Origin of the sequence: Brevibacterium picturae (assembly GCF_030453725.1) — a bacterium.
GTDB classification, from domain to species: domain Bacteria; phylum Actinomycetota; class Actinomycetes; order Actinomycetales; family Brevibacteriaceae; genus Brevibacterium; species Brevibacterium sandarakinum_A.
This window is the reverse complement of record NZ_JAKDJU010000278.1, coordinates 1-2684: the sequence shown is the minus strand read 5'-3', so window position 1 is coordinate 2684 and position 2684 is coordinate 1. Positions and strand designations below refer to the sequence as shown.

The 2684-nt window shown below is 63.4% G+C and carries 3 protein-coding genes; 2 read left to right on the top strand and 1 reads right to left on the bottom strand.

Annotation, left to right across the window (positions count from 1 at the left end):
- Together L0G76_RS15505 and L0G76_RS15500 are read left to right on the top strand one after the other, a co-directional pair.
- On the top strand, window positions 1–1421 hold a 1421-nt coding region (locus L0G76_RS15505; protein ID WP_304358035.1), incomplete at its 5' end, for a DEAD/DEAH box helicase.
- Window positions 1414–2211 carry an SWIM zinc finger family protein gene (locus L0G76_RS15500; RefSeq protein WP_304358034.1) on the top strand — a complete coding sequence of 266 codons (798 nt, stop codon included), beginning with the start codon at window positions 1414–1416 and terminating at the stop codon, window positions 2209–2211. The genes L0G76_RS15505 and L0G76_RS15500, both read left to right, overlap by 8 nt.
- A 59-nt stretch (window positions 2212–2270) precedes the next feature.
- On the opposite strand, the gene L0G76_RS15495 is transcribed toward L0G76_RS15500, so the two are convergent.
- Window positions 2271–2489, bottom strand: coding sequence for a hypothetical protein (locus L0G76_RS15495; RefSeq protein ID WP_009884115.1), 219 nt, complete (start codon window positions 2487–2489; stop codon window positions 2271–2273).
- Window positions 2490–2684: the final 195 nt, after the last annotated feature.

The window sequence follows — 2684 nt, the reverse complement described above, 5'->3', positions numbered from 1 at the left end:
GGCTGGACTTCCTCGGACGTCTGGGAATCGGCGCCGTCCTCGCCGATGACATGGGCCTCGGCAAGACCGTGCAGCTGCTCGCCCTGGAAGCCACCGCCCGCGCACGCGCCTACGCCGCTGCTGACCCCGACACCATGACCAGTGCCCCGACCCTGTTGCTGTGCCCGATGTCGCTGATCGGCAACTGGGAAGCCGAGGCTGCCAGATTCGCCCCCAGCTTGCGCATCCTCGTCTACTACGGGCCGGCCCGTCCCCGCGGGGACGAACTCGATGCAGCTCTCGCCGAGGCGGACCTCGTCATCACCACCTACGCCACCGCATCCCGCGACATCGCCGAACTCGAACGCATCGGCTGGGTACGCGTCGTCCTCGACGAAGCACAAGTGATCAAGAACCGCCTCTCCCAGACCACCAAGGCCATCCGGCGTCTGAACGGGGGACAGAAGATCGCGCTGACCGGCACCCCGGTGGAGAACCGGTTGAGCGAACTGTGGTCGATCATGGACTTCGTCAACCCGGGAATGCTTGGCACCCCAGAGAAGTTCCGCGAACGATTCGCCCGTCCGATCGAGGTGAGGGCCGACGAGGAGCAAGCGCACCGCCTGCGTCGGATCACTCGGCCCTATATCTTGCGACGGACGAAGACTGATCCGCGGATCATCGACGATCTGCCGGAGAAGATCGAGATCAAACAGCACTACCGCCTCACAGTCGAACAAGCCTCGCTGTACCAATCCGTCGTCGCCGAGATGATGGGGCGCATCGAGGAATCGAGCGGTATCGAGAGACGTGGACTGGTGCTGGCGGCGATGACGAAACTCAAACAGGTCTGCAACCATCCTGCCCATCTCCTCCACGACGGTTCGGCGATCGGACAGAGGTCGGGCAAACTCGAGAGGTTCGAAGAGATCATGTCAGAGACCCTGGCTGAGGGGGATCGGGTGCTGTGCTTCACCCAGTTCACCGACTTCGGGGAGATGCTCGTGCCTCACCTTGCGTCCAAGTTCGACACCGATGTCGCCTATCTCGCCGGAAGCACCTCGAAGCAGCGTCGCACCCAAATCGTCAAAGACTTCCAGGAGCCGGACGGTCCGAGGATCTTTGTGCTCTCCCTCAAAGCCGGAGGCACCGGGCTCAATCTCACCGCTGCCAACCAAGTCGTTCACCTCGACCGCTGGTGGAACCCGGCTGTGGAGAACCAAGCCACGGACCGAGCGTTCCGAATCGGGCAGAAACGCCGGGTGCAGGTGCGCAAGTTCATCGGCATCGGTACCTTGGAGGAGAGGATCGACGCAATTCTCGAGGAGAAGAAGGAGTTGGCGGATATGGTTGTCGGTGAGGGAGAGTCATGGCTGACCGAGATGTCGACGGACAGTCTGCGTGACCTTCTCACCCTGTCGAAGGATGCCGTCGGTGAGTAAGTCATTCGGGTCCCGGTTCTATCCGCCGTCGAAGCCGCGCACGGTCGACGGCGGCATCCGCGCGAAATCGAAACGCGGTTCGATGGCCCAGGCCTGGTGGTCGACACGGTTCATCACCGTCCTCGAAGGCATGGGCATGGGCACCCGGCTGACCCGTGGCCGCAACTATGCCCGCCGAGGCCAGGTCCTCGACATCGACCTCGACGCCGGTCTGGTGAGCGCAACCGTGCAGGGCTCGAGAGCTCGTCCCTACCGCGTGCGCATCGGACTGCGCGCCTACGGCAAGGCCGAATGGGCGAGCATCGAGGAGAGAATGAACGAGGACGCCTGGTTCGTCGCTCAACTGCTGTCAGGGCAGATGCCCGCCGACATCGAGAAGCTCTTCGACGATGTGGGCCTCACCTTGTTCCCGATCAAGGGCGAGCTCACTCTCGACTGCTCCTGCCCGGACGCCGCCGTGCCGTGCAAGCACGTCGCGGCAGTGTTCTATCTGCTCGCCGAACAGTTCGATGAGGACCCATTTCGGATCCTCGCCTGGCGAGGACGCGAACGCGAGGACCTTCTCGAGCACCTGCACACCGGTTCGACGGCGGAGAACTCCGCCCCGGTGCCCTTGACCGAGCTCCTCGACGAGTTCTACTTCCAGCCCGCCCAGATTGTCCCGCCACGCCCGCTCGGGACGGCGGTCTCCGTGCTCGAACAGGTGCCACCGATTACCGTCACGGTGCGGAAGCAGCCCCTCGCCGAGGTGCTCCGCCCCGCCTATGAGGCGCTGGCCGAGGACGGCTGATCAGTGAGGTTGTCCAGAAGTCCTCTCACTCCAGCAGCTCGTCACGGTCCAGCACCGTGTCACGGTCTTCGATGATGTCGGCTCGAACCCACGAAGTCAGCAGTTCCGGTCGCCGGCTCATGAGCGAGCCCGCGGCGGAAGGCTGCCGGGTTGGAACTCGCCGTTCTGTTGAGGGTTCGCAGCACCACTGTGGTCATCTCCTGATCCTGGAAGTGGGCATCGGCGAGGCCGAGGTCGATGTGGTCGACCGGGATCTCGGGGTCAGTGCTGACTGACATCGATGCTCTTGTCTTGGCGGTGACTCCGCCGTCTTTGGGTGCCGGTCAATTACCATCGGGTAGCCTTCTTTAGGATGACGATTATGAAAGGTGCAAGTCAGGTGACGACAGCGGCGGACACGACTCGGATCGGCGATACAGCTCTGATCTTCGAGGGCGGTGGCATGCGGGCGTCGCTGACGAGCGGGATGGTCG

Excerpts from the sequence above, each read along its gene's own strand:
- L0G76_RS15495 (WP_009884115.1), bottom strand. The coding sequence starts at position 2,489 with ATGTCAGTCAGCACTGACCCCGAGATCCCGGTCGACCACATCGACCTC.